16 protein-coding genes are annotated in these 22,389 nt (G+C 73.9%); 2 read left to right on the top strand and 14 right to left on the bottom strand.

What is annotated here, in order from left to right; genetic code table 11:
* Positions 1 to 114: 114 nt before the first annotated feature.
* The 7 genes from ftsH to nsdA form a co-directional block, all read right to left on the bottom strand.
* On the bottom strand, positions 115 to 2,037 hold the full coding sequence (ftsH, locus tag ACZ4W5_RS10525) for an ATP-dependent zinc metalloprotease FtsH (protein WP_465653865.1): 1,923 nt from the start codon (positions 2,035 to 2,037) through the stop codon (positions 115 to 117).
* A 114-nt stretch (positions 2,038 to 2,151) separates the two neighbouring features.
* Positions 2,152 to 2,694 carry a GNAT family N-acetyltransferase gene (locus ACZ4W5_RS10520; RefSeq protein WP_465653864.1) on the bottom strand — a complete coding sequence of 181 codons (543 nt, stop codon included), beginning with the start codon at positions 2,692 to 2,694 and terminating at the stop codon, positions 2,152 to 2,154.
* A 97-nt stretch (positions 2,695 to 2,791) separates the two neighbouring features.
* The gene (gene ffh, locus ACZ4W5_RS10515) at positions 2,792 to 4,357 is read right to left on the bottom strand and encodes a signal recognition particle protein (protein WP_360233277.1); all 1,566 of its coding nucleotides are present in this window, start codon (positions 4,355 to 4,357) and stop codon (positions 2,792 to 2,794) included.
* Between the two features lie 238 nt (positions 4,358 to 4,595).
* On the bottom strand, positions 4,596 to 7,031 hold the full coding sequence (locus tag ACZ4W5_RS10510; RefSeq protein ID WP_465653863.1) for a [protein-PII] uridylyltransferase: 2,436 nt from the start codon (positions 7,029 to 7,031) through the stop codon (positions 4,596 to 4,598).
* Positions 7,032 to 7,223: 192 nt separating this feature from the next.
* A complete protein-coding gene (locus ACZ4W5_RS10505; protein ID WP_350524594.1) occupies positions 7,224 to 7,562 on the bottom strand; it encodes a P-II family nitrogen regulator in 339 nt (112 codons plus the stop codon).
* Positions 7,562 to 8,959: an ammonium transporter gene (locus tag ACZ4W5_RS10500; RefSeq protein ID WP_465653862.1), complete on the bottom strand. Its 1,398-nt coding sequence runs from the start codon at positions 8,957 to 8,959 to the stop codon at positions 7,562 to 7,564. Before ACZ4W5_RS10500 ends, ACZ4W5_RS10505 begins: the two co-directional genes overlap by 1 nt.
* Before the next feature lie 357 nt (positions 8,960 to 9,316).
* Complete coding sequence (nsdA, locus tag ACZ4W5_RS10495) at positions 9,317 to 10,813, bottom strand: transcriptional repressor NsdA (protein WP_402481589.1); 1,497 nt, start codon at positions 10,811 to 10,813, stop codon at positions 9,317 to 9,319.
* Between the two features lie 595 nt (positions 10,814 to 11,408).
* Here nsdA and ACZ4W5_RS10490 point away from each other — a divergent pair.
* Positions 11,409 to 12,086 (top strand): bifunctional DNA primase/polymerase, encoded by a 678-nt coding sequence (locus ACZ4W5_RS10490; protein WP_465653861.1) that lies wholly within the window; start codon positions 11,409 to 11,411, stop codon positions 12,084 to 12,086.
* A 197-nt stretch (positions 12,087 to 12,283) separates the two neighbouring features.
* On the opposite strand, the gene ftsY is transcribed toward ACZ4W5_RS10490, so the two are convergent.
* The 6 genes from ftsY to ACZ4W5_RS10460 all read right to left on the bottom strand — a co-directional run bounded on the left by ftsY (position 12,284) and on the right by ACZ4W5_RS10460 (position 20,247).
* Positions 12,284 to 13,504, bottom strand: coding sequence for a signal recognition particle-docking protein FtsY (ftsY, locus tag ACZ4W5_RS10485; protein ID WP_465653860.1), 1,221 nt, complete (start codon positions 13,502 to 13,504; stop codon positions 12,284 to 12,286).
* 47 nt (positions 13,505 to 13,551) lie between these two features.
* The gene (smc, locus tag ACZ4W5_RS10480) at positions 13,552 to 17,163 is read right to left on the bottom strand and encodes a chromosome segregation protein SMC (protein ID WP_465653859.1); all 3,612 of its coding nucleotides are present in this window, start codon (positions 17,161 to 17,163) and stop codon (positions 13,552 to 13,554) included.
* A 156-nt stretch (positions 17,164 to 17,319) separates the two neighbouring features.
* The gene (locus ACZ4W5_RS10475; RefSeq protein WP_030243474.1) at positions 17,320 to 17,523 is read right to left on the bottom strand and encodes a hypothetical protein; all 204 of its coding nucleotides are present in this window, start codon (positions 17,521 to 17,523) and stop codon (positions 17,320 to 17,322) included.
* 411 nt (positions 17,524 to 17,934) lie between these two features.
* Positions 17,935 to 18,234, bottom strand: a complete 300-nt coding sequence (locus ACZ4W5_RS10470) for an acylphosphatase (RefSeq protein ID WP_360233122.1) — start codon at positions 18,232 to 18,234, stop codon at positions 17,935 to 17,937.
* 30 nt (positions 18,235 to 18,264) lie between these two features.
* A complete protein-coding gene (locus tag ACZ4W5_RS10465; protein ID WP_402480962.1) occupies positions 18,265 to 18,759 on the bottom strand; it encodes a winged helix-turn-helix transcriptional regulator in 495 nt (164 codons plus the stop codon).
* 147 nt (positions 18,760 to 18,906) lie between these two features.
* Positions 18,907 to 20,247, bottom strand: a complete 1,341-nt coding sequence (locus ACZ4W5_RS10460) for a hypothetical protein (protein WP_465653858.1) — start codon at positions 20,245 to 20,247, stop codon at positions 18,907 to 18,909.
* A gap of 316 nt (positions 20,248 to 20,563) precedes the next feature.
* On the opposite strand from ACZ4W5_RS10460, the gene ACZ4W5_RS10455 reads away from it, so the two are divergent.
* Positions 20,564 to 21,484: a DMT family protein gene (locus ACZ4W5_RS10455; protein WP_360233112.1), complete on the top strand. Its 921-nt coding sequence runs from the start codon at positions 20,564 to 20,566 to the stop codon at positions 21,482 to 21,484.
* A 6-nt stretch (positions 21,485 to 21,490) separates the two neighbouring features.
* On the opposite strand, the gene mutM is transcribed toward ACZ4W5_RS10455, so the two are convergent.
* Entirely contained in the window at positions 21,491 to 22,366 is an 876-nt protein-coding gene (gene mutM, locus ACZ4W5_RS10450) for a bifunctional DNA-formamidopyrimidine glycosylase/DNA-(apurinic or apyrimidinic site) lyase (RefSeq protein ID WP_465653857.1), read from the bottom strand.
* Positions 22,367 to 22,389: the final 23 nt, after the last annotated feature.

Below are 22,389 nucleotides of genomic sequence, written 5' to 3'. Positions count from 1 at the left end.
AGGGGGGGGTGGGGCTGTTTTTTGGGGGGGGTCCCCCCAACACACCCCCCCCCCCCACACCCAACACCGCGCCCCCCCCCCCCCCCCCCCCCCCCCCCCCCCCGGTTCCCCAGCTCACGCCTCCTTTTCGGAGGCCTTCCGCGGCACCCCGGCGGCCCGGTAGGCCGCCTCCTCGTCCAGGGTCTCCGCCTCCAGCAGCGCCGCCGCCAGCGCGTCCAGCCGGTGCCGCTCCTCGTTCAGGATCCGCACCGCGTCCTCGTAGCACTCGGCGACGATCCGCCGGGCCTCCTCGTCCACCGCGTCCAGCGTGGTCGGCGCCGCCGAGAGCCCGTACGCGCCCTGGGCGTCCGCGGGCACGGCGGTGAGCCGCCCGACCCGCTCGCTCATCCCCCAGCGCCCGGCCATCCCGCGGGCGATGTTGGTGACCTGCTCCAGGTCGCTCTCCGCGCCGGTGGTGATCACCCCGTAGACCACCTGCTCGGCGGCCATCCCGCCGAGCGCGCCGATGATCCGGCCGCGCAGGTAGGGCTCGGTGTACGAGTAGCGGTCGTTCTCCGGGGTCGAGAGGGTGACGCCGAGGGCGCGGCCGCGCGGCACGATGGTGATCTTGCGAACCGGGTCCGCGCCCGGCTGGAGCATGCCCAGCAGCGCGTGGCCGCTCTCGTGGTACGCCGTCCGCTCGCGCTCCTCCTGCGGCATCACCAGCGGTCGCACGGCGCCGAGTTGGACCTTCTCCAGGGCGTCCGAGAGGTCCCGCTCGTTGACCGCGTCCTGCTGCCGCTTGACGGCCAGCAGGGCGGCCTCGTTGACCAGGTTGGCGAGTTCGGCCCCGGTCATCCCGGGGGTGACCTTGGCCAGCTGGGTGAGGTCGGTGTCGCCGGCCAGCGGGACGGCCCGGGTGTGGATGCGCAGGATCGCGGCGCGCCCCTCCCGGTCGGGCGGGCTGACGGTGATCCGGCGGTCGAAGCGGCCGGGGCGCAGCAGCGCCGGGTCGAGCACGTCGGCCCGGTTGGTCGCGGCGATCACGATGACGCCCTCGGAGCCGGTGAAGCCGTCCATCTCGGTGAGGATCTGGTTGAGCGTCTGCTCGCGCTCGTCGTGCCCGCCCATGCCGCCGCCGGCGCCGCGCTGGCGGCCGATGGTGTCGATCTCGTCGATGAAGATGATCGCCGGGGCGACCTTGCGGGCCTCGGCGAACAGTTCGCGGACCCGGCTTGCGCCGACGCCGACGATCATCTCGATGAACTCGGAGGCGGAGGCGGAGAAGAACGGCACGTCCGCCTCGCCGGCCACGGCCCGGGCCAGCAGGGTCTTGCCGGTGCCGGGCGGGCCGCTGAGCAGCACCCCGCGCGGCATCTTGGCGCCGAGCCTGCGGTAGCGCTCGGGGTTCTTCAAGTAGTCGACCACTTCGGTGAGTTCGGCCTCGACCTCGTCGATGCCGGCCACGTCGGCGAAGGTGGTGCGCTTGCCCTGGTCGGCGGTGACCGGCTTGGGCGGGGCCTTGCGGCCGAGCGGTCCGCCGCCGAGTCCACCGGCCATCCGGCGGGCCAGCAACACCCAGATGAAGACCAGCAGCAGCATCGGGGCGAGCGAGAGCAGCAGGTTGGTCAGGAAGCTGCGCTGCTGGACCGGGGAGGTGGCGGTGACCTCGACGCCCTGCTGCTGCAGGGTGGTCCACAGGTTGTCGCCCGCGAAGGAGGGGCGCTGGGTGGCGAAGTCCGTGTAGTCGCCCTTGCCGCCGTCGGGTTTGGGCTGGGCGCTCTTGAGGGTGCCCTCGATCGCGTCGCCCTTGGCGTAAATCTTGGTGATGTTGCCCTTGTTCAGCTGGTTGTTGAACTCGGTGTAGGAGATCGTGGTGGCGCCCTGGTTGCCGAAGAACGACAGCAGCAGGTCGGAGATCAGGAACACCACGAGCGCGGTGAGGACGAGGCCCGCCCAGCCGCCGGGCATCCGGCGGCGGGGCGGCGGCGGGGGCGGGGCGCCCTCGGACCGCCAGGGCTGGTCGGGGGTCTGGCGCGGCGGCACGGGTTCGGTCACCCACCGGACGATACGGACAGCCGCTCGGGCGAGCCAACCGCAACGCCGCGCCCGACCGCCCGTACGGCCCGCACCGAGGCCTGTGACCAGCGGATATGACCTTCCGGCGGCGGACTACGCCGTGCCGCCCGGCCACTCCTCCGCGGTCAGCGCGAACCGCTCGTGGTCGCGCCAGTCCCCCTGGAGAAACAGCATCCGCGGGGTGTAGCCCTCGTGCCGGAAGCCCAGCCGCTTGGCCAGCGCGATCGAGCGCTCGTTCTCCGGCTGCACGTTGATCTCCAGCCGGTGCAGGCCCAGCCCGCCGGCCGCCTGCGGGGCGAAGCAGCGGTCCAGGACCAGTCGCAGGCCCTCGGTCATCCGCCCGGTGCCCGCGTACGGCAGGTACGAGTCGTAGCCCAGCGAGGCGTTGCAGAACCGGCCCATCACGATGTTGGCGACGTTCACCTTGCCGACCAGCCCGCCGGTCTCCCGGTCGATGACCAGGAACGTGCGCAGGCCCGCCCCCTGGCGTCCGAGCAGTTCCGGTAGCCCGTCCGGCTCGACCGGGTTCCACCGTCCGATGTGCTCGGCGGAGCGTCGGACCGCCTCCGCGTACTCGACCTCGTCCTCGGCCCTCGGGGCCCTGATCATCACTCGCACGCCGACATCATCTGACATGCCGACATCATCCGGCACCGCGAAGCCCGTCGGACACGCGAACGGCCCGCCGCCCGGAGAGCTCCGGACGACGGGCCGCACAGCGGGACGCCGAGGACTACAGCAGGTCCTTGAACTCCTTGGGCAGTTCGAAGTCGGCCGGGCCCTTGCCCGCGCCGAGACCGAACGCGCCGCCGTCGGCCGGGCCCTGGCCGGCGCCCGGACCGAGCGCGCGGCGCTCGGCGGCCGCGGCCTCCTCCTGCGCCCGCTTCAACGGGTTGCCGCTCTTGCGCTTGCCCTTGGCCTGCGGGGCCTTCTTGCCGGACTTCTTCGCGCCGCCGCCCATGCCCGGGATCCCCGGCATGCCGGGCATGCCCTTGCCGGAGGCCATCGCGGACATCATCTTGCGGGCGTCGAAGAACCGCTCGACCAGGTTCTTCACCTCACCGACCTGGACGCCCGCGCCCTTGGCGATGCGGGCCCGGCGGGAGCCGTTGATCAGCTCCGGCTCGGCACGCTCGGTCGGGGTCATCGACTTGATGATCGCGCCGACCCGGTTGACGTCCTTGTCGTCGATGTTGTTGATCTGCTCGCGGATCTGGCCCATGCCGGGCAGCATGCCGAGCAGCTTGGAGATCGAGCCCATCTTCTGGACCTGCTCCAGCTGGGACAGGAAGTCGTCCAGCGTGAAGGCCTTCGGGCCGCCGCGCAGCTTGGCGGCGATCTTCTCGGCCTCGGCCTGCGAGAAGGTCTGCTCGGCCTTCTCGATCAGCGAGAGGACGTCGCCCATGCCCAGGATGCGCGAGGCCATCCGGTCCGGGTGGAAGGCGTCGAAGTCGTCGACCTTCTCGCCGTTGGAGGCGAACATGATCTGGCGGCCGGTGACGTGGGCGACCGACAGGGCGGCACCGCCGCGGGCGTCGCCGTCGAGCTTGGAGAGCACGACACCGGTGAAGTCGACGCCGTCGAGGAAGGCCTGCGCGGTGGTGACCGCGTCCTGGCCGATCATCGCGTCGACGACGAACAGGACCTCGTCCGGGTTCACCGCGGCGCGGATGTCGGCGGCCTGCTGCATCAGCTCGGCGTCGATGCCCAGGCGGCCGGCGGTGTCGACGACGACGACGTCGTACTGCTTCTGCTTGGCGTACTCGATCGAGTCCTTGGCGACCTGCACCGGGTCGCCGACGCCGTTGCCCGGCTGCGGGCCGTAGAAGGCCACGCCGGCGCGCTCGGCGACCACCTGGAGCTGGTTGACCGCGTTGGGGCGCTGGAGGTCGCAGGCGACCAGCAGCGGGGTGTGCTTCTGCTTCTTGAGCCAGGCGCCGAGCTTGCCCGCCAGGGTGGTCTTACCGGCACCCTGGAGACCGGCGAGCATGATGACCGTCGGGCCGCTCTTGGCGAACCGCACCCGGCGGGTCTCGCCACCGAGGATGGCGATGAGCTCCTCGTTGACGATCTTGATGATCTGCTGCGCCGGGTTCAGCGCGCCGGAGACCTCGACGCCGAGCGCCCGCTCCTTGACCTGCTTGATGAAGGCCCGGACGACCGGCAGCGCGACGTCCGCCTCCAGCAGCGCGATGCGGATCTCGCGGGCGGTGGCGTCGATGTCCGCCTCGCTCAGGCGGCCCTTGCCCCGGAGGTTCTTGAACGTCGCTGCGAGGCGATCGGAAAGGGTGTCGAACACGTCGTCGCGGGTCCTCTGCGGCATCGGTATCGGTACGGTCGTCGTCCCCAGGGTATCCGGCCGCCCCGGGTACGGTCTCCACCCCCGTACGGGCGGACCTCCACCGCCCGTACGGGCAGGGCCTCCACCGCCCGTACGGGCAGGCCTCCACCCCCGTACGGGCGGACCTCCACCGCCCGTACGGGCAGGGCCTCCACCGCCCGTACGGGCAGGCCTCCGCCGCCCGTACGGGAGGCCCTCAGTCCAGCGCCGACCGGACCGCCGCCGCCACCTCCCGGGCCCGCTCGGCGTCCAGCGGCAGGCCCGCCGGATCGGTCAGGTAGAAGGAGTCGACGGCCTCCGCCCCCAGCGTGGAGACGTGCGCGGTGCGCACCCGCACCCCCGCCCCGTCCAGCGCCCGGCCGATCCGGTGCAGCAGCCCGGGGGCGTCGTGCGCCCGGACCTCCAGCACGGTCGCGGTCGCCGAGGCCACCGCGGGCGCCACCGTGACCAGCGGCGGCGGGGTCGGGATGCCCTTGCGGCGCGGGGCGGCGGCGTCCCGCTCGGCGAGCCGGCGGGAGACGTCCAGCGAGCCGTCCAGCGCCCGGCGCAGGTCCGCGCGCAGCCGGGCCGCCTCCGGCAGCTCGCCGAACTCGGCCGCCACCCGCCAGGACAGCAGCAGCACCGGGCCGGCGCCGATCGGGTCCAGCTCGCGCAGGCCCGCCGAGCGGACGGTCAGCCGGTGCAGCGCCAGCACCCCGGCGACCGTGCCGAGCAGCCCGGGCCGGTCCGGGACGGCCAGGTTCAGCTCGACGCCCATCGGCTCGGTGCCCGGGTCCGCCCCCTCGGCCTGGGCCAGCAGCGACAGCGCGGGGGCGCCGGTGCGGGCGGCCTCGACCGCCAGCCGCTCCTGCTCCGCGCCGGGCGGCGTCTGCGCCGGGGCGGCCGTGCCCCCGGCCAGCTGCGCGGCGACCCGGGCCACCAGGCCGTCCACCAGGGAGGCCCGCCAGCTGCTCCACGCCGCCGGGCCGGTGGCCAGCGCGTCGGCCTCGGTGAGGGCGTGCAGCAGTTCCAGCTCCGGCAGGGTGCCGACCGCCTTGGTGATCGCCTCGACGGTGGCCGGGTCGTCCGGGTCGCGCCGGGTGGCGGTGTCCACCAGCGTCAGGTGGTGGCGGACCAGCACCGCCAGGGTCTCGGTGTCCTCGGCGGGGAAGCCCATCCGGGCGGCCAGGTCGCGGACGATCACCTCGCCGGCCTCGCTGTGGTCGCCGGGCCAGCCCTTGCCGAGGTCGTGCAGCAGCGCGGCGACCAGCAGCAGGTCCGGCCGGGCCACCCGGCGGGTCATCGCGGCGGCCCGGACCGCCGTCTCGACCAGGTGCCGGTCCACCGTCCAGCGGTGCACCGCGTTGCGCTGCGGACGGCAGCGGACCCGCTCCCAGTCCGGCAGCAGCCTGGTCACCAGCCCCTCCGCCTCCAGCGCCTCCCACACCGGGACGGCCGCCTCCCCCGCCCCCAGCAGGGTCACCAGCTGCTCGCGCGCCTCGTCCGGCCAGGGCACCGGCAGCGGGCGGCACTCGGCGGCCAGCCGGCGCACCGTCGCGTACGAGACGGTCAGCCCGTTCTGCGCGGCGGCGGCCGCGGCGCGCAGCGGCAGCACCGGGTCGGCGGCCGGGCGGGCGGCCTGGGCGAGCACCGCCTCGCCGTCCTGCTCGACCACGCCCTCGGCGAGCGGACGGCGGGCGACGGCCCCCCGGCCCACCGCGCCGACGCCCCGCCCGGCGCCGGTGAACGGGAAGCCCAGCCGGACCGCCCGGCGGCCCCGGCCGGACCGGGCGGCGAGCACCCGGTCCACCGCCCGCCAGGTGACGTCGCTCGCGTAGGCGATGGTCCGGGCGGCCTCGTAGACCTGGCGCAGCAGGGTGTCGGCGTCCAGCACGCCGAGCCGCTCGGCGACCTGGTCCTGGTCCTGGAGGCCGAGCCGCTCGGTGGCCCGGCCGGTGACCAGGTGCAGCGCGTCGCGGACGTCGGCGAGGCGCAGGGCGGCGGCGTCCAGGCCGTCCCGGGGCGCGTCGGCCAGCCAGGTGGCGGCGACGGCGTCCAGCGCGACCAGGTCGCGCAGACCGCCGCGGGCCTCCTTGAGATCGGGCTCCAGCAGGAAGGACAGTTCGCCGTGCCGCTCGGCCCGCTCCCGGCCCAGCTCGCGCAGTTCGGGCAGCCGCGCGGGGGCGCTCGCGCGCCAGTCGGTGAACACCGCGGAGCGCAGCGCGGCGGTGAGCTCGCGGTCCCCGGCGAGGTGCCGGGCGTCCAGCAGGCCGAGCTGGGCCTTGAGGTCGGTGGCGGCCACCGCCCGGGCCTCGGCGACGGTGCGCACCGAGTGGTCGAGCTTGGCGCCCGCGTCCCAGACCGGGTACCAGATCCGCTCGGGCAGCTCGCGGGGGATCGGGCCGGCGTGCAGCAGCAGGACGTCCAGGTCGCTGCGCGGGGACAGCTCGCCCCGGCCGTAGCCGCCGACGGCGACCAGCGCGACGCCGGACGCCGGGGCTCCGGCGTCGGCGAGCAGCGCGGCCAGCCAGTCGTCGGTGAGCCGGGCGAGCGCGGCCCGGCGCGGGCGGCCGGTCAGCCCGGGGCGCTCCAGCAGCGCGGTCCTGGCCGCCGCGTGGCCGAGGGGGTCGGAGGGGCTGGTCTCGGTGGTCATGCGCGTGGGTCCCGTCCGTGGTGCGGATGAGCCGTCGTAGGGAGGAGCCGTCGTAGGGCTGGCCGTCGTAGGGCTGGGCCGTCGTGCGGCTGGGCGTCGCAGGGCCGAGCCGTGGTGCGGCTGAGCGGGGATGCGCCGACGGGCGGACCCGCGCCCCGGGCAGGGGGCGGATCCGCCGGATCGGTCAGTGCCTCACAGGGCGTCCGGGCCGCGTTCGCCGGTGCGGACCCGGACGGCGGTGTCGACCGGGATGCTCCACACCTTCCCGTCGCCGATCTTCCCGGTGCGGGCGGCCTTCACCAGGACGTCGATCAGGTCGTCGGCGTCCTCGTCCTCGACCAGGACCTCGATCCTGACCTTCGGTACCAGGTCGACGGTGTACTCGGCGCCCCGGTAGACCTCGGTGTGGCCGCGCTGGCGGCCGTAGCCGCTGGCCTCGGTGACGGTGAGGCCGTGGACCCCGAAGGCCTGCAGGGCGGCTTTCACCTCGTCCAGGCGGTAGGGCTTGATCACAGCGGTGATGAGCTTCATCAGGCGTCGACCTCGGTCTTCTCGACGGACGTCCCGGTGGACGTGTCAGCGGGCTTTCCGGCGGGCGGGTCAGCGGGCTTCCCGGCGGGCTTCCCACCGTGCGCGGCACCGGCGCCCACGGTCGGGAGCGCCCGGGCCAGCCCCGCACCGACGGCGCTGAAATCGTAGGCGGACTCGGCGTGTTCGGCCTGGTCGATGCCGGCCACCTCGACCTCCTCGGGGACCCGGAAGCCGACCAGCTTGTCGACCGCCTTGGCCAGCAGCCAGGACAGCACGAAGGAGTACGCGGCGACCACCGCCACGCCCATCGCCTGCTTGCCGAGCTGGCCGAGCCCGCCGCCGTAGAACAGGCCCTTGGCGGTCTGGCCGACCCCACCGGTGGCGAACAGGCCGATCAGCAGCGAGCCGATCGCCCCGCCCACCGCGTGCACGCCGACCACGTCGAGCGAGTCGTCGAAGCCCCAGCGGTACTTGAGCGAGACGGCGGCGGCGCAGACGGCGCCCGCGACCAGGCCGATCGCCACCGCGCCGAGCGGGCTGACCGAGCCGCAGGCCGGGGTGATCGCGACCAGCCCGGCCACCGCGCCGGAGGCGGCGCCCAGCGTGGTGAACGCGCCGTGCTTGAGCTTCTCGAAGACCAGCCAGCCGACCAGCGCCGCACCGGTGGCGACCTGGGTGTTCACCATCGCCATCGCGGCCACGCCGTTGGCGGCCAGCGCCGAGCCCGCGTTGAAGCCGAACCAGCCGAACCACAGCAGCCCGGAGCCGAGCATCACCAGCGGCAGGCTGTGCGGGCGCATCGGGTCCTTCTTGAAGCCGACCCGCTTGCCCAGCACCAGGCAGAGCGCGAGGCCCGCGACACCGGCGTTGATGTGCACGGCCGTGCCGCCGGCGAAGTCGATCACGCCGTTGCGGTCGCCCAGCCAGCCGCCGTTGCCGCTGTCGAAGAAGAACACCCAGTGCGCGACCGGGAAGTAGACCACCGTCACCCAGAGCGCGATGAACAGGCCCCAGGCGGAGAACTTGGCCCGGTCCGCGATCGCACCGCTGATCAGCGCCGGGGTGATGATCGCGAACATCAGCTGGAAGACCGCGAACGCCGTGACCGGGATCGATCCGGTGAGCTCGTTCAGCCCGATGCCGCGCATCCCGAGGAAGTCGAGGTTGCCGATCAGCCCGGCGAAGGCGTCGGGCCCGAAGCTGAGCGAGTAGCCGTAGAGCACCCAGAGCACGCTGACGATGCCGAGCGAGAGAAAGCTCATCGCCAGCATGTTCAGTGTGCTCTTGGCCCTGACCATGCCCCCGTAGAAGAAGGCCAGGCCCGGGGTCATCACCATGACCAGGGCCGCACTGATGAGTACGAAGGCGGTGTCGCCCGCGCTGAAGCCGTCCGGCATCGGCGTCTCCTCTGCGTGAGTGCCGCTCCTCCCCCGGGCACCTGTCCCGTGCCACCCGGGGTGGCGGCGATGAAGAGGAGAGTGCCGAAGGCTGGTTTCGGCCAGTGCGGCCGGTTGTTTCGCGGCCGTGACGCGTGCGTCGCGCGGGTTACGGGCACGTGAACCGCGGCCCGGACGGTGGGCCGGATGGGTTACCGTGCCGCCTCACCGCACCGCCCGTACCGCCTCACCGCACCGCCTCACCTAGGCGCCGCACCGCTCGGGCCCACGCGGGCCGCGCCCCACGCGGGCCGCGCCGACATGCCACCGACCGTGACGGCGGCGGCCGTCACGGTCGGTGGAGCCCTCCGGAGTCGCTCAGACCACCGAGACGAACTCCGGGATGTCCTGGACCACCCGCTCCTGGAGCCGGCTCACCGCGTCCACGCCCTGGAACCGGGCCGCCGCGGCCTCCGTGGTCTTGCGGACCCGGGAGTTCAGCCGCTCCGAGCGCACCTTGGTCGCGATGTCCACCGCCTGCTCGGCGTACCGCGCCGCCTCCTCGGCCTCCCGCTGCAGCAGGTGCACGCTGGCCATGCCGATCAGGTTGAAGGCGTACGACCGCACGTGGTCGTCGTCCTGCCGGAACAGGTCGACCGCGCGCTCCATCACCGGCGCCGACAGCGAGGCGTACAGCTGGGCGTTGTCCGAGTGGTACGCGAGGTCGCGGTAGGAGTGGGCGTTCTCGGCGTTCAGCTCGGCCGGCGAGAAGAACTTCAGCCAGTCCGGGTCGCCGTCACCGTCGCGGATGTCGGTGAAGGTGTCCTCGGACAGCCGGATCGCCCGGGCGCAGCGGTTCACCTCGCCGATGGTGGCGTAGGCGCGCGCCTCCATCGCGTACAGCAGGGACTGCTGGCGCGGGGTGGCGGTGTCCCGGCTGCCGTACTGCGCCAGGTGGATCAGCTCCAGGGCGTCCTCGCCGCGGTTGAGGTGGATCATCTGGCGGCTCATGTCGGTGAGGATCAGCGCGCCGAACGGGCGGTCGCCGGCCTCCTTGGCCGCGTGCAGCGCCAGCACGTAGTACTTCTGCGCGCTCGGGTGCATCCCGACGTCGTACGACATCCACCCGGCCAGGTGGGCGAGTTCGGCGGTGAGCCGGAACAGCCGCTTGGTGGTGGCCTCGTTGTACGTCTCCTGCAGCAGGTCGGTGACCTCGTGGAGTTGGCCGACCACGGCCTTGCGGCGCAGCCCGCCGCCGTTCTGGGCGTCCCACTGGCGGAACATGACCGTGGTCTGCTCCAGCAGTTCCAGCTCCGGCTCGGAGAGCCGGCCGGTGAACGCCTCGCCGCCGTTGGCCGCGGTGAGGATCGGGGTGGGGACGCCGGTCGGGCCGGGCGCGAGCCAGCGCTGCATCGGCTCGATCAGCGCGGCGCCGGCGGTCAGCGCGAGGGAGGTGCCGAGGAAGCCCCGGCGGTTGAGCATCAGGTCGCTGCGGGAGTAGTCGCTGATCAGCTGGACGGTCTGCGGGGCGCTCCACGGCAGGTCGACGCCGCCGCCGACGGTGGAGACCGGGATGGCGGCGCGCAGGCCGAGGTCCTCGACCGAGACCACCGAGCCGAAGCGCTCCGAGAACAGCTCGGACATGATCTTGGGGATCGGCTCGCGCGGCTGTTCACCGTCGAGCCAGCGGCGCACCCGGGAGGTGTCGGTGGACACGTGGTGGGCGCCGATCTGCCGGGCCCGGCGGTTGACCTGGCGGGCCAACTCGCCCTTGGACCAGCCGCTGCGGGCGAACCACGTGGTCAGCTTCTCGTTGGGTTGCTTCTCTGCCATGGGAACGTCCCCATCCCGCCCGGCCCCTGCGGGGCCCCCGATCGTGACCGCCCGACGGTTGCGGGCTCTTGCCAGACGTGCCGTGCCTGAGGTGTCGCGATGCCGCTCGTGCTGCCCTCGCGGTACCGCTCGTCGTACTGGTGTGCCATCGTTGCGGACGGTCCGTCAGATTCCCAACTCCCGTTCCCCGACGGCTCGGAGCAGGCGCTTCGACGACGTCCGTGTGCTGAACGTAGTGCCCCGCGAGGCACCCGTGGGAGCGGCCCTGGCGAAACGCCACCTTTCGCCACCCCCAGGAGTGAACCGAAGCTCAGGGGCACACGCTTGACTGGGTAGTCGCGACGGTCCGGCATATGCGGGCCGCCAAGTCCCCCGGCCAACCCCGGCAGACCCGGCAGACCCCGCAATCCATCGCAGTCCCAGGCGAGTTCGGCGCCCACTCGGGACGGCAACCGTCCCGCGCACACGACGATCCGGCATCGGCGCCGCCCCCACAAGGCGGCGCCCGAGGCGCACCACCGCAACAGGCGCACGCCAAGCGCTGCGCGCCGCCACCGCACCACGCACCACGCAACGGACAATCAACACACAGTCACCATCCCGTAACCATCGGCAACCAGAACCTGTTGGGGGAGGCATGGACAACCTGTTCGGCGAACTTCGACTGGGGCACCTGCGGCTGGCACCGCTGGGCGCGCGCCGCCGCACCAAGGTCACCGCGTCCCGGGCCGCCGCGGAGTACACCGGCCGCTGGGGCTGGACCGTCGCCACCGGCGAACCGGCCGCCGGCAGCACCGCCCCGACGCGCTGTCCCTGCGGCTCCCGGCGCTGCGCCGCCCCCGGCCTGCACCCCGTGCCCGGCACCACCGGGCGGGCCGACGCCGCCGACGCCGAGGGCTCGGTGCTGTTCCCCACCGGCCGCGCCTTCGACGTGCTGGACGTCCCCGAGCAGGCCGGCCTCCAGGCCCTGGTCCGGCTGGAGCGGATGGGCACCCAGGTCGGCCCGGTGCTGGCCCCGCCCACCGGCCGGCTCCAGTTCCTGGTCTCCGCCGGCACCGCCCGCCGGCTGCCCGACCTGCTGTACCGGATGGGCTGGGACGACGCCGCGCTCGACCTCACCTGCCACGGCGAGGGCAGCTACGTCGCCGCCCCGCCCACCGTGCTCGGCGAGCTCGGCCCGGTCCGCTGGCTGCGCCGCCCCACCCGCGACAACGCCGGCTGCCCGCCCGAGGCCCGGCTGCTGCTCGGCACCCTCGCGTACGCCTGCCACCGCAGCCGCGAGCGCACCGCCGAGCCCGCCTGGATCGCCTCGTGACACTGTGAATCGCCCGCTCGCCTCCGGGACGCTCTGATCCGGTGCCGACGGTCGGCGCTCCGGCGCTCGTACCTCGCTGGTCGCTTCTCCCTTTCGGCACCGGCGCGCCCCTTCGGCTCGGGGCGGCGGCCCTCCCCCGGGCACGCGAAAGGGCCCGCCCCCGAAGGAGCGGACCCCGACCGACACGGAAGTCCCGGTCAGTCCCCGATCAGCGCGTCCACGAACGCACCCGGCTCGAACGGCGCCAGGTCGTCCGCGCCCTCGCCCAGACCGATCAGCTTGACCGGCACGCCCAGCTCGCGCTGGACCGCGACCACGATGCCGCCCTTGGCGGTGCCGTCCAGCTTGGTCAGCACGATGCCGGTGATGTCCACCACCTCGGCGAACACCCGGGCCTGGATCAGACCGTTCTGACCGGTGGTGGCGTCCAGCACCAGCAGCACCTCGTCCACCGGGCCGTGCTTCTCGACGACCCGCTTGACCTTGCCCAGCTCGTCCATCAGGCCGGTCTTGGTGTGCAGCCGGCCGGCGGTGTCGATCAGCACGGTGTCGACGCCCTCGGCGATGCCCTCCTTGACCGCGTCAAACGCGATCGAGGCCGGGTCGCCGCCCTCCGGGCCGCGCACGGTGCGCGCGCCGACCCGCTCGCCCCAGGTCTGCAGCTGGTCCGCGGCGGCGGCGCGGAAGGTGTCCGCCGCGCCGAGCACCACGGTACGGCCGTCGGCGACCAGGACACGCGCCAGCTTGCCGGTGGTGGTGGTCTTGCCGACGCCGTTGACGCCGACGACCAGGACCACGGCCGGGCCCTCCTCGTGCTTGGTGGAGCGGACGGTGCGGTCGGCGTCCTTGCCGACCAGCTCGACCAGCTCCTCGCGCAGCAGGCCGCGCAGCTCCTCGGGGCTGCGGGTGCCGAGCACCTTCACCCGGGTGCGCAGCCGCTCGACCAGCTCCTGGGTCGGGGCGACGCCCACGTCCGCGGTGAGCAGGGTCTCCTCGATCTCCTCCCAGGTGTCCTCGTCCAGGTGCTCACGGGAGAGCAGCGAGAGCAGGCCCTTGCCCAGCGAGTTCTGCGAGCGGGAGAGCCGGGAGCGCAGCCGGACCAGCCGGCCGGCGGTGGGCTCGGGGACCTCGACGGCGGGCGCCGCCTCGGCCTCGGCCGGGGCCTCGACCACCACCTCCTCGGCGGCCTCGACGGCCTCGGGAAGCGGCACCTCCTCGATGGTGCGGCGGGGCTCCTCGGTCGGCGGCGCGGCCTCCTCGCCGACCTGGGGCTCCTGCGGGGTGGTCTTCGGCGCCGTGATGACCGGCGCCTGCGACTTCGGGGGCAGCTGCTGGCGTCGTCTGCCGGAAACGACGAGGCCGGCGATCGCGCCGACGGCGACCACGGCGATGACTACGGCAAGGATCACGTATTCCATAACCCGACCAGTATCCGTGACCGGAGCCGTTCCGGACCGCGGCGCGGCTAGACCGTCACCGTACGGAGGCCTGCCGGCCGCCGTTCCCCTCGCTCCCGGTGCCCCTCGCGCAGCCGCTGGCTGATCACCTGGGAGATCCCGTCGCCCTTCATGGTCACGCCGTACAGGGCGTCGGCGGACTCCATGGTCAGCTTCTGGTGGGTGATCACGATCAGCTGGGAGCTCTCCCGGAGCTCCTCCATGATCCCGACCAGCCGGCGCAGATTGGTCTCGTCCAGCGCCGCCTCCACCTCGTCCATCACGTAGAACGGGCTGGGCCGGGCCTTGAAGATCGCCACCAGCAGCGCCACCGCGGTCAGCGAGCGCTCGCCGCCGGACAGCAGCGACAGCCGCTTGACCTTCTTGCCGGGCGGACGGGCCTCCACCTCGACCCCGGTGGTGAGCATGTTGTCCGGGTCGGTCAGCACCAGCCGCCCCTCGCCCCCCGGGAAGAGCCGGGCGAAGACGCCCTCGAACTGGGCGGCGGTGTCGTGGTAGGCGGAGCTGAACAGCTGCTCGACCCGCTGGTCCACGTCCCGGACGATGTCCAGCAGGTCGCGCCGACCGCGCTTGAGGTCGTCCAGCTGCTCGCCGAGGAACTTGTGGCGCTCCTCCAGCGCGGCGAACTCCTCCAGCGCCAGCGGGTTGACCTTCCCCAGCTGCTGGTACGCCCTCTCGGCGGCCCGGAGCCGCTTCTCCTGCTCGGCCCGGACGTACGGGTACGGCTCCCCCGGCTCCCCCGTCCCCTGCCCGTCCTCCGCCGCCGCCGAGGGCGGGACGGGCCGGTCCGGCCCGTACGAGGCCAGCAGCTCGCCGCCGTCGATGCCGAACTCCTCCAGCGCGCGGGCCTCCAACTGCTCGATCCGCAGCCGCTTCTCGGCCCGCAGCACCTCGTCCCGGTGCCCGGCGTCGACCAGCTTGTCCAGCTCCTCCTTGAGCCCGCGCCCGTGTTCGCGGTGCTCCCGGAGCTCGCGCTCCCGCTCGGCGAGCGCCTGCTCGACGGCCGCGCGCCCGGCGTCCGCGCGGGCCAGCGAGACCTCCAGACAGGCGAGCAGCTGCCGGGCGCCCGCCGCGACGGCGTTCGCCACCCGGGCGTCGTGCTCGGCGCGCCGGCGGCGCTCGGCGGCCCGGGCGCGCGCCTCGCGCTCGGCGCGAGCGGCCCGGTCCAGCTGATCGGCCCGGCCGGCCAGGGCGCGGACCCGCTCCTCGTGGGTGCGCACCGAGAGCCGGGCCTCCAGTTCGGACTGCCGGGCGGCCGAGGCGGCCTCGGTGAGCCGCTGCTGCTCGGCCCGGTCCGGCTCGTCCTCCCCCGCCTCCGCCGACTCCTCGGCGACAGCCAGCCGTTCGGCCAGTTCCTCGGCGGTGGCGAGCAGTTCGGCCAGGCCCTGGTCGGCCCGCGCGGCGGCGGCCGAGAGCCGTTCGGCCTCCCCGGCGGCGGCCCGGGCCTGCCCGCCGAGCCGGCCGAGCGAGCCCGCCACCCGGGCCCGTTCCTGCTCGGCCCGGCGTCGCAGTTCGCCGAGCCGCTCCAGTTCGGCGGCCGACTCCCCTCGCAGTTCGGTGAGTTCGGCCAGCCGCCCGGCCGAGTCGGCGCAGCGCAGGTCGAGTTCCGCGATCGCCCGGGCGGCCCGGTCCACCGCCGCCCGGGTCTCCAGCTCGCTGGGCGCGCCGGCGGAGCCGCCCTGGGCGAAGCCGGCACCCAGCCGGTCGCCCTCGGCGGTGACGGCGGACAGTTCGGGGCGTTCGGCGATCAGCCGCAGTGCCCGGTCCAGGTCGGCGACCACGGCCACCCCGGCCAGCCGGTTGTGCACGGCGGCGATCAACTCGGCCGGGCCACTGACCAGTTCGGCGGCCCAGCGGGCTCCTTCGGGCAACTCGCCCTCGGCCCGCGGCAGTTCCGCGGACCCGGCGACCAACAGCGCGGCCCGCCCGGCGTCCTGGGCGCGCAGCAGCCGCAGTGCCCCGGCGGCGGCGCCGGGCGAGTCGACCGCGACCGCGTCGGCGGCTGCCCCGAGCGCGGCGGCGAGCGGCACCTCGAAGCCGGGCTCGATCCGCAGCAGCGCGGCGGCCGGGCCGAGCACACCGGTCAGCCGCTCCCCCGCGTCCAGCAGCGCGCCGGTGCCGTCCTTGCGGCGCAGCCCGAGCGAGAGCGCCTCGTGCCGTGCGGTCAGCGCGGCCCGCTCGCGTTCGGCGGCGGCGGCCGCGTCCCGGGCCGCCGCCAGCTCCCGTTCGACCTCGGCCAGGCCGGCCCGGGCCCGCTGGTAGTCGTCCTCGGCCCGTCCGTCCTCGGCGGCCGAGCCGTCGACCTGCTGCTGGAGCTCCTCCAGTTCGCCCTGGGCGGCCTCGGCACGCAGCAGGGCCTCGTCCCGGGCCTCGGTGAGCCGGCCGAGCTCGGCCTGGGCCGAACCGGCCCGGGAGCGGGCGGCCGCGGCCTGTCCCTGGAGCCGGGCCAGGCCCTCCCGGCGGTCGGCGATGGCCCGGGCGGCGTCCCGCAGCCGGCGTTCCTCGTCCGCCAGCGCGCGCTCCAGTTCGCCCTTGTGCTCGACCGCCTCGGCCAGCGCGTACTGGGCCTCCTCCAGCGCCTCGGCGAGCGCGGCCTCCTCCTCGCGGACCCGCTGGGCCTCCCGTTCCAGCTCCTCCGGGTCCCGGCCGCGCCGTTCCTCGGCCGTGCTCCCGGCGACGGCGTGCCGGGCCCGGGCCTCGGCCAGCCCGATCGTGCCGCGGGTGCGTTCGGCGAGCGCGGAGAGCCGGTACCAGGTCTGCCGGGCGGCCTCCAGGCCCGGCCCGAGCTGCTGGACCTGCGCCTCCAGGACGCGTTCGCGCTGCACCGCGCGGGCCAGTTCCTGTTCGACGGTGGTCCGGCGCAGCCGCAGGGCCAGTTCGTCGGCGACCTCGGCCTCGACGGCCCGGCGCAGGGCCAGCAGGTCGTCGGCGAGCAGCCGCAGCCGGGCGTCGCGCAGGTCGGCCTGGATGCCGGCGGCCCGGCGGGCGACCCTGGCCTGCTTGCCGAGCGGGCCGAGCTGGCGGCGCAGTTCGGCGACCAGGTCCTGGACCCGGTTGAGGTTGGTCTGCATCGCGTCCAGCTTCCGCAGCGCCTTCTCCTTGCGCTTGCGGTGCTTGAGGACGCCGGCCGCCTCCTCGATGAAGGCGCGCCGGCCCATCGGGTCGGCGTGCAGGACGGAGTCGAGCTGGCCCTGCCCGACGATGACGTGCATCTCGCGGCCGATGCCGGAGTCGGAGAGCAGTTCCTGGATGTCCAGCAGGCGGCAGGTCTCGCCGTTGAGCGCGTACTCGCTGCCGCCGTTGCGGAACATGGTCCGGGTGATCGTCACCTCGGCGTAGTCGATCGGCAGGGCGCCGTCGGTGTTGTCGATGGTGAGGCTGACCTCGGCGCGGCCCAGCGGGGCGCGCCCGCTGGTCCCGGCGAAGATCACGTCCTCCATCTTGCCGCCGCGCAGCGACTTGGCGCCCTGCTCGCCCATCACCCAGGACAGCGCGTCCACCACGTTGGACTTGCCGGAGCCGTTCGGGCCGACCACGCAGGTGATGCCCGGTTCGAAGCGCAGGGTGGTGCTGGAGGCGAAGGACTTGAACCCGCGCAGCGTCAGACTCTTCAGGTGCACGCGGCCGGTCCCCTCATTCGCTCACGACGGGAACCGACTGTATCCGGAGTCCGACACGACGAAGGGACGCCACATCCGGGCGTCCCTTGCAAAGCTGCATCCCTTTCGGGGCGGCTCAGTGCACAGCGGCGTCGATCTGGGAGACCGGGGCGGGGCTCAGGTCAGAGCCGGCTCCCGCTGGTCCAGATCGATGCTGTTGAGCAGCGAGTGCTCGTCAGCGACAGCGGTGAGCGCGTCGTTCTCAGCCTGCATCCGAAGGAGCTCGGACTCCAGATCCTGGACGCGCTGCTGAAGCCGTCGCATCTCGGAGAGCATTCGCGGGTCGGGGCCGCCGACGTACCCGAGAAGCGCCTTTGCCATGATGAATGGTCCTCCACGCTGAGTGACCGAACCGGAACGGTACAGGTCTAGGGGGAAGGGGGACGCACGCGCGGCGCGCACCGGAAGTGCTGGCTGGGCACTACGACACAAGCGCCGTGAGCTGGGCTCACGAGAGCATGCGCCTGCCGGGGAACGCGATCGTGTGCGCGGGCTTCAAGCGTCTCACCAAAGACGGAAAGGGTCAACACGATCACCGCACGCTACCGCGCCCCTGTCACCTGCCCGGCGGTGTCGTCACGCCTGGGGGTCTCGGGCCCGGGTCCACCACGTGCTCGTGGATCATCGTTCGATGCGGAGTCAACCACGAGTCTGCCCGAATGGCAACCGTATGACACCGACGGTTACGGATCATTTCCGGGAGGCGACGGCGGCGCCCTGCCGCGAGACGGCTCAGCGGATCTCGAAACCCTCGTAACCTGCGCCGACGGCGGTCCAGATCTCCGTCACCCCGCTCACCGCGCCGGGCGTGTCGGGACCGCGCAGCAGGGCCAGCAACTCCTCGCAGTCGGCGGCCAGGCCCTCGGCCACCACCTGCACCCGGCCGTCGCCGAGGTTGCTCGCGTAGCCGGTCAGGCCGATCTCCAGCGCCCGCGCCCTGGTCCACCAGCGGAACCCGACCTGCTGGACCTTCCCCCGGACCCAGGCGGTCACCCGGACCGGTTCATCACTGTGGGCATCACGACCGTGCATGCCCCCGACCCTAACGGGCCCCGGGGCGGGTCACAGCTCCACCGGGCCCTCGACCGACCAGCCCGGGGTGTGCACCTCGGCGTGCAGTTCGCCGCGGCGGGCCTCCCGGCCGCAGGTGCGGCAGACCCAGGCCGGGTCGAAGGGATGCGGCTCGTGGTCCGCCGGGGCGTGGGCGAAGGTCACCGGGGAGTCCGGCAGCAGCCAGCGGTCGCCCCAGGTGCGCAGTGCGTGGGCGAGCGGGGCGAGGTCCCGGCCGGCCTCGGTGAGGTGGTACTCGTAGCGCGGCGGCCGCTCGCTGTACGGGCGGCGCTCGACCACCCCGGCCTCCTCCAGCGCCCGCAGCCGCGCGGTCAGCCGGTCGCGCGGGGCGCCGGTGTTGCGGGCGATCCGGTCGAAGCGGTGGTTGCCGTAGAACAGCTCGCGCACCGCCAGCAGCGCCCACTTCTCCCCGACCACCTGGAGCGCCGCGGCCATCGAGCAGGGCCGGCCGGGCACGGCGGCGGGGGCGGTGGTGTCGGGGGTCACAGCGCCAGCCTGCCACAGCGGGTTCCGTTCTCAAACCCTCCGACAACCCTTCGACAACCCTCCGACCCTGCCGGGGACGGCGAACGGCCCCGCCGGTCGGAACCGGCGGGGCCGTGGGGATCGCGGACGGATCAGTGGGTCAGCGGGTCACCAGTCCCCGCCGCCACCGCCGCCGAAGTCGCCGCCACCGCCCCAGTCGCCACCGCTGAAGTCGGAGGCGTTGAAGTCGGCGCCGGTGAAGTCGCCGCCCTCGTACTGGTCCTGGTAGCCGCCGTGGCCGCCCTCCATCATCGGGGCCGCCGCGTAGGCCGGGGTGCTCATCATCGAGCCGAGCATGGTGCCGACCAGCAGGCCCGGCAGCAGGCCGCCGCCGAAGCCGCTGTAGTACCCGCCCGCGTAGGGCGCGTAGGCCGGGCCGGCGTTCCAGTACGGCTGGGGACCGTGCTCGGTGTCGACGGTGCGCACCGCCGGGTCGAGGCCGGCCGCCACCCGGTCCGCGTCGGCCTGGCAGACCGGGACGGCGCGGGCGGAGCCGCCGGCCGGGGCCCAGTCGACGTCCTTGACGGACGGGCCGTGCCGCGGGTCCATGAAGCACGGGGGGCGCCGCTCGGGCAGCGGGCGCTTCTCGCGCCGGGCGGCCAGGGTGGCCAGCTGGAACCGGCCGTCCTCGATCGCCTCGGTGACCTGCTTGACGTCCTCCGGCTTCTTGGCCTCGTTCATCAGCCGCTTGGACTTCTCGTACGAGTCCAGGGCGTGGCCGTAGTCGGTGCGCTGGGCGTCGTCGGCGTCGGCGGCGCGCGGGTCGAAGTCGAGCCGCTCCAGCTCGACGCCGAAGGCGGTGATGTCCTCGTCCACGACCCGGCGCAGCTGCTCCAGCTCGGCCCGGGCCTGCTCCTCCTTGCGCTTCTTGGCGCGGCGGAAGAGGAAGAAGACACCGGCGCCGGCCAGCGCCACCAGCAGGACCGGGATGATCACCCAGGCGATCGAGGTGCTGTGGTTGACCCCGGTGCCCTTGGTCTGCGGGGCGGCCTGGTCGACGAAGTCGTTCAGGGTCGCGTTGATGTCGCCCTTGTCGGCGCGCAGGACGGCGCCCGAGATCCGCGAGGCGACGCCGGGGGCCATCGCCCCGCGGTCGGCGTAGGCCTGGAACTCGTTTCCGCGCCAGACCCCGTAGACGCCGTCGATGCCCACCAGGGTGCGCAGGTCGGTGGCGATGGTGGCCTTGTTGGCGGCCTCGGGGACCACCGCGATGAAGATCGGCTTGTCGGCCTTCTCGATCTTCTTGGTCAGGGCGTCCGCCTGCGCCTGGCTGAAGCGGTCCTGCATCGCCGGGGCGACGTAGACCTGGCCCTTCTTGAGGGTGGCCGCGGCATCGCTCAGACCGCCGACCGCGGAGGCCGCCGGGGCGAACATGAGCAGCAGCCCGAGCAGCGCCGCCACCAGGGCAAGTGGCCCGGCGCCCCGGGAACGTCGTGCAAGGGTTCTCATAAACCCCGACGCTACCGCGACCGGCGGCGGAGCACGCCATACCCTTCGCATACTGGTTACGACAGGGTTCCCCGCCGTCCGCCGGGGCGGCTCCCCTTCTCACGGATGACATTTCCCCCAGTCGACCCGGAGACGGGTGGGGCGCGAACCACCTGAGGCGGCCGGACGTACGTCCCGGCAGGCCCGGGGGCGCTGCGGAGGCCGCTCCGGCGCCGCTCGAGGGGGCGTCCCGACCGTACCGTGCGACGGGGGAGACTGTTCCCGGACCGCTGGTCCCATTACCTCTTCTTGACCCAACTCCCGATCGGAGCGCTCGGTGATCATCGGCCTCGTCACGGCCGTGGCGGCATCCGCCTGCTACGGCACCGGCTCGGTCCTCCAGGCCGTCGGATCCCGCCGCTCGGCCCGGGAGGAGGCGGCCAAGGGCGCCGCAGGCTCGACCACCGAGCACGGCGGCCCGAGCCTGTCCTCCACCGCCAAGGCCGCCGTGACCTGGGAGTTCATCACCGGCACGGTGCTCGACCTGATCGGCTTCGGGCTCGGCGCGCTGGCCGCGCGGCTGCTGCCGCTGTTCCTCTCCCAGACCATCATCAGCGCCAACCTGGTGATCACCGCGGTGCTCAGCATCAAGCTGCTGGGCATCCGACTCAAGCAGCTGGAGTGGGCCTCGATCGGCGTGCTCTGCTCGGCCCTGGTGCTGCTGGCGGTCTCGGCCGGCCCGGAGGGCGGCCACCACGCGTCGATGGCCTTCCACTGGGGGCTGCTGATCATCACCACCGTGCTGCTGGCCGGCGGCAGCCTGCTGGTGCGCCGGATGGGCTCCAAGGGAGCGATCGTCGCCGGTCTGCTCTCCGGCCTCGGCTTCGGCGCGCTGGGCGTCGGGGTGCGCATCCTGAACGGCGTGGAGCCCTTCGACCTGGTCCGGCTGATCTCCGACCCGGCGCTCTACGCGGTCCTGGTCGGCGGCCTGGGCGGCATGTACGTGCACACCGTGGCGCTGCAGCTCGGCTCGGTGAACGGCGCCACCGCCGCCCTGGTGGTCGGTGAGACGGTGCTGCCGGGCGCGGTCGGCGTGCTCTGGCTCGGCGACTCCTCCAAGGCCGGCCTGGGCTGGCTCGGGGTGGCCGGCTTCCTGCTCGCGGTGGTCTCCGCGGTCGGTGTCGCCTACTTCGGTCAGGACACCCACGGCAGCCCCGGCGGGACGCCCGCCGACCACCCTGAACTCGCCCACAAGTAGCGGGAGTCAGCCCCCGCCGCCGGTCCGCGGCACGCGCTGGCAGCGGGGGCAGAAGTAGCTGGACCGGTTCATCCAGGCGGCCCGCCGGATCGCGGTGCCGCAGCGGCGGCAGGGCTCGTCCTCGCGGCCGTAGGCGTCGAGGTCCCGGGAGAAGTAGCCGCTCTCGCCGTTCACGTTGACGTAGAGGCTGTCGAAGCTGGTGCCGCCCACGGCCAGCGCGGCCGTCATCACGGCCCGGGCGTTGGCCAGCAGCAGCTCGGACCGCGGGCGGGTGAGGGTCGCGGTCGGCCGGTCGTAGTGCAGCTTGGAGCGCCACAGCGCCTCGTCGGCGTAGATGTTGCCGACGCCGCTGATCAGGGTCTGGTCGAGCAGGGCGCGCTTGACGGTGGTGCGCTTGGCGCGCAGCGCGGCGACGAAGGCCGCGTCGTCGAAGCGGGGGTCGAGCGGGTCGCGGGCGATGTGCGCGATGGAGCGCGGGGTGCCCTCGGCGTCCTCCTCGGCCTCCTCGACGGCCAGGCCGCCGAAGGTCCGCTGGTCGACGAAGCGCAGCTCGCGTCCGCCGTCGGCGAAGCGCAGCCGGACCCGCAGATGGGTCTCGTCCGGCACCGTCGGGTCCTGGACGAGGAGTTGGCCGCTCATCCCGAGGTGGCCGATCAGCGAGGATCCGGCGCCCGGGCCGCCCAGCGGCACCCAGAGGTACTTGCCGCGGCGCTGCGCGGCACCGAGGACGCTACCGGTCAGCCGGTCCGCGAAGTCGGCCGCGCCGCCCGGCTGGCGGCGGACCGCGCGCGGGTGCAGCACCTGGACGTCCGCGACGGTGCGCCCGGCGACCCAGTTCGCCAGACCTCGGCGGACGACCTCGACCTCGGGGAGTTCGGGCACGTGAACAGGCCTCCTGCGTACGA

The organism is Kitasatospora sp. NPDC029367 (assembly GCF_055569135.1).
Note: the sequence above shows the minus strand (reverse complement) of the source record. Positions and strands in the feature narration are given on the sequence as shown.